At 68.7% G+C, this 4,902-nt stretch carries 3 protein-coding genes; 2 read left to right on the plus strand and 1 reads right to left on the minus strand.

Annotated features, from left to right (window positions below; genetic code table 11):
- Window positions 1-15: 15 nt before the first annotated feature.
- A complete protein-coding gene (locus Q8M88_RS14330) occupies window positions 16-1,710 on the minus strand; it encodes a bifunctional protein-serine/threonine kinase/phosphatase (RefSeq protein WP_305597836.1) in 1,695 nt (564 codons plus the stop codon).
- A gap of 283 nt (window positions 1,711-1,993) precedes the next feature.
- Here Q8M88_RS14330 and Q8M88_RS14335 point away from each other — a divergent pair, with 283 nt between their 5' ends.
- Both Q8M88_RS14335 and Q8M88_RS14340 read left to right on the plus strand, forming a co-directional pair.
- Entirely contained in the window at window positions 1,994-3,208 is a 1,215-nt protein-coding gene (locus Q8M88_RS14335; protein ID WP_305597837.1) for a NarK/NasA family nitrate transporter, read from the plus strand.
- A gap of 257 nt (window positions 3,209-3,465) precedes the next feature.
- On the plus strand, window positions 3,466-4,902 hold a 1,437-nt coding region (locus Q8M88_RS14340; RefSeq protein ID WP_305597838.1), incomplete at its 3' end, for an FAD-dependent oxidoreductase.

Here is a 4,902-nt window from a genome sequence, read left to right on the forward strand (position 1 = left end):
CCGCCGCCTGAGGGCTCAGCGCGCTAGCGACGCCAGCAGGAGAACCAGCAGGACCAACGCCGTCACCTGCCAGAACCGCAGCGGATCACGCTCGTAGAGACTGGGCCGCCCCCGCCGCGCCGGTGCGCCGCGGATCGCGCCGTTCTCCAGTTCGAACGCGAGTTCGAAGGCGTCCTGGAAACGGTCCTTGGGATCGACGGCCAGAGCCTTGGCCAAGGTCGCCTCCAGCCACGCCGGCAGGTCAGGACGCGACGCCGACAAGGCCTGTCTGCGGCGGTGCCGCGGCGAGGTGAACGGCTCGATCTCGCCGTAGGGCAGCTTGCCGCCGGTGAACATCGCGAACGCCGTCACGCCCAGGGCGAAGATGTCGGCGCGTTCGTCGCCGGGCTCGCCGGCGAACAACTCCGGCGCCATGAAGCTGGGCGTGCCGGGGATGTCGGCGCCCAGCTCGGCCTCGAGGTTCGGCAGGCGTGCGACGCCCAGATCGATCAACTTGAGGCCGCCGCCGGCCTCCAGGATGACGTTGTCGGGCTTGATGTCGCGATGGATCACGCCAGCGCGATGCAACGAGGCCGCCGCCTTGGTCAGCTTGACGGCGATGTCCAGCCCGTCCTCGAAGCTCACAGGCGGGCGACGCGTCAGCCGCCGCTCGAGCGTCTCGCCTGCGTAGAACGGCTGCACCAGGTACAGCGACGTGCGCCGCCCGACCGGGACGTCGAGCACGGCGCCGACGAATGGGTTCTGCACACGGCTGGCCACCCACGATTCGCGCAGGAAAGCTGCGCGCGCCTGCGCCTCGGCGCCCAGCACCTGAGGCTTGGGGAACTTGACCAGCACCACCGCGCCGTCCGTCTGGTCGAGCGCGCGAAACACCCGGCTGTAACGGCCATTGGCGAGCACCGCCTGCAATTCGAAGCCATCCACCGTCTCTCCGACCTGCGGCGGCTCACGCATAGGCAGGTCCGCCACGTCCTGGCTCAGGCTCACGACGTCGGCGGCAGGCAGATCGGGCACGTCCAGCACCAGGGCGGTGGCGTTGTCGTCCGAGCCCGCGTCCAACGCCGCGCGCACCAGGCGGCGTGCTGTCTCGTCGGGCGCGTCGCGTCGCGCCATCTCGTCCTCGATCCGCCGGTCCGACAGCGCGCCGTGGACGCCGTCGGTGAGCAGGGCCAGCCGGTCGTGAGGTTGCAATTCGTCACTGGCGTAGTCGATGCGCACCGTTTCCTGGGCGCCGATCGCGCGGGTCAGGACGTTGGTCTGGCCCTCCGCCCGGTGGTCGACCGTGAGCCTGGTGAGGCGGCCGTCGCGCAGGCGGTACAGCCGGGTGTCGCCCACGTGCAGCACATGCAGGCGCCGGCCGCGCAGGATCGCCACGGTGAGCGTGGAGCCCATGTGCTTCAGCGCCGGGTCGATGCGGCCCTGGGCGTGGATCCAGCGGTTGGCGCTCTCGATGGCGTGGCCCGCGGTGCGTCGAACGCTCTTCGCCTCGCTTTGACTGAGATAGCCGTCCAGGGTCTGGCGCACAGCCAGCTCGGCGGCGACGCGTCCGCCCTTCGCGCCGCCGATTCCGTCGGCGATGGCCGCAGCGACGCCGGTGGCGCGACCCGGCGGCTCGGTCAGCACGGCGGCGAAATCCTCGTTATGCGGCCGACGCCCGGCCTCGCTGGCCATGCCGCTCAGCACCTGCGGGGATGTCTGGGTGTCGTCCATATGGCTCGGAGCGCACGCGCAAGCATCGCTGTCCAGCCCCTGGCGCCTGCATTCAGGCGCCGCTGAGCCAGCTACGCCTGCTTTTTGCGCATAGCCGGCTGGCGTCGGCCCGTTCTGCGATCCGGGCGAAGCGTCACCGCAGGCGGGCGTCTAGAAGCCAGCTCTCTCGGCGAACGTCTCGCCCGCGCCAAAGGCGACGCGGGCTCCCAGGCCGCTCTGGACGATCACGCCGCTCCCATCCAAAGCGCCCGGCCTCCGGGATCGCCCAAGCAAGAGCGCCCACATGATCGGCAAGGATTTCCTCAAGGCCGGACACACGCCCACGTTGGCGTCGGCCTTCTTCTACTTCGACATGAGCTTCATGGTCTGGGTGCTGCTGGGCGCCCTCGGCGTGCAGATCGCCAAGGACCTTGGCCTCGACGCAGCGGAGAAGGGCTTGATGGTCGCCATCCCCGTGCTGGGCGGCGCCATCCTGCGGATCGTCAACGGCGTGTTGGTCGACCGAATTGGTCCCAAGCGCGCCGGGATCATCTGCCAACTGGTGGTGATCGTCGGTTTGCTGACCGCCTGGCTGATCGGCGTGCACAGCTACATCGGCATTCTCGCCGTGGGCCTCGTTCTCGGGGTCGCCGGTTCGTCCTTCGCCATCGCCCTGCCGCTCGCCTCGCGCTGGTATCCGCCGCAATACCAGGGCGTCGCGCTGGGCATCGCCGGGGCCGGCAACTCGGGCACCGTGCTCGCGTCGCTGTTCGCGCCGGGCCTCGCCAACCTCTATGGCTGGCAGAACGTCCTGGCCTTGGCGACGATACCGCTGATCGTCGCCTTCATCGTCTTTGTGATCTTCGCCAAAGACGCGCCTGACCAACCGGCGCCGAAGTCGCTGGCCGAATACCTGTCGGTGTTGAAGATCCCCGACGCCTGGTGGTTCATGCTGTTCTACGGCGTGACCTTCGGCGGCTTCGTGGGGCTGTCGTCATCCCTGACCATCTACTTCAACTCCGAATATGGCCTGACCCCGGTGATCGCAGGTTTCTTCACCGCGGCCTGCGTGTTCTCCGGCTCGATGGTGCGGCCGATCGGTGGCGCGCTGGCTGACCGCATCGGCGGCATCCGCACGCTGTCCATCATGTACATGATCGCCGCGGTCGCCCTGGTGGTGATGAGCTTCGGCCTTCCTGACGTGCGCGCCACCCTGGTGGTGATCATGATCGGCATGGGAGCGCTCGGCATGGGCAACGGGTCGGTGTTCCAACTTGTGCCTCAGCGCTTCCGCAACGAGATCGGCGTGATGACCGGCATGGTCGGCATGACCGGCGGCATCGGCGGCTTCTACCTCGCGTCCAGTCTCGGCCTGTCGAAGCAACTGACCGGGACCTACCAAGCCGGCTTCCTGGGCTTTGCGGCGCTCGCCCTGGTGGCTCTAGTCGGCCTCACGACGATCAAGAAGACCTGGCGCACGACCTGGGGTGCAGCCTCAGCGACCTTGGCCAGGGTGTAGCGCGCACGCACGTGGGGCGCCGTGCTCAGCGCGGCGCCTAAATTCCGGGCTTGAACGCGGCGGAGCGTCAGGAACGGTCGGCTCCACGCTGCAGTGCGAAAGCGAGCATGTTACGAAAAGCAGCGTCTCGGGCAACGAAGCTCGAAGCGCCGCAGGGTTCCCCAGGGGGACCGGAGCGCGCGGCGCGCACTCATCCGGGCAATGGCGTCCATCCGAACATTTTTCGCTCCCCGCCTGCGTGGAGCTGTCAGGCGGAGATGTCGATGCCCAAGGAACGTCTGGTCGTGGTCGGCAATGGGATGGCCGGCTGCCGCGCGATCGAGGAAGTGCTGAAGCGCGATCCCGAACGCTACGAGATCACCGTCCTCGGGGCCGAGCCCCGCGTAAACTACGACCGCATCATGTTGTCCCCGGTCCTGGCCGGCGAGAAGGCGTTCGAGGACATCGTCATCAACGACGCCGCCTGGTACCGCGACAACGCCATCACCCTGCACGCCGGCCGTGCGGTCCTGCGCGTCGACCGCGAGGCCAGAACGATCGAGGCCGAAGGCGGGCTGACGCTGGCCTACGACCGGCTGATCCTGGCCACCGGGTCCGATCCTGTGCGCCTGCCGCTGCCGGGCGCAGACCTGAAAGGCGTGGTCACCTTCCGCGATCTGGACGATGTCGAGGCCATGGTCGCCGCGGCTGACGCCGGCGGTCGCGCGGTGGTGATCGGCGGCGGCCTGCTGGGGCTCGAAGCCGCCTACGGCCTGGTGCGTCGCGGCATGGCGGCCACCGTCGTCCACCTGATGGACGTGCTGATGGAACGCCAGTTGGACGAGGCGTCCGGCTGGCTATTGCGCGAGGCGCTGAGCCAGCGCGGCGTGGAGACGGTCCTGGGCGCCCAGTCCGAGGCGATTGTCGGGACCGAAGGCCGGGTGTCGGGGCTGAAGCTGAAGGACGGTCGCACAATCCCCTGCGACCTCCTGGTGATGGCCGTCGGCATCCGGCCGAACATCTCGCTGGCCGCCCAGGCGGGTTTGATCTGCGGACGTGGCGTGGTGGTCGACGACGGCCTGCGCAGCTCCGATCCGGCGGTGTTCGCGATCGGCGAGTGCGCCGAGCACCGCGGCATAGCCTACGGCTTGGTGGCGCCCATCTGGGAGATGTGCCGCACCTTGGCCGACGTGCTGACCGGCGACGAGGGCGCGGTCTACGAAGGCTCGCTGTTGCAGACCCGCCTGAAGGTCTCCGGCGTCGACGTGTTCTCGGCCGGAAAGTTCTCCGGCGGCGAGGGCTGCGAGGACGTGGTGTTCCGCGACGCCGGCCGCGGCGTCTACAAGCGTGTGGTGATCGAGAACGGCAAGGTCGCCGGCGCGGTGCTGTTTGGCGACGCCGCCGACGGCGCCTGGTATTTCGACCTGATGAAGCGTGGTGAGGACGTCACCACCCTTCGCGACACCCTGATCTTCGGCCAGGCGATCACGGAGGCCCTGCGGGGGGTGGACCCTAAGAGCGCCGTTGCAGCGATGCCCGACAGCCAAGAGGTCTGTGGCTGCAATGGCGTGTGCAAGGGCGTGATCACCACGGCGATCACCGACCTGGGCTTGAAGACCATTGAGGCCGTGCGCGCGTTCACCAAGGCCTCGGCGAGCTGCGGCTCCTGCACGCCGCTGGTCGAACAGATCCTCACCCTACAGCTGGGCGACGCC

Source organism: Phenylobacterium sp. (assembly GCF_030693805.1).
In the GTDB taxonomy this organism is placed as follows: domain Bacteria; phylum Pseudomonadota; class Alphaproteobacteria; order Caulobacterales; family Caulobacteraceae; genus Phenylobacterium.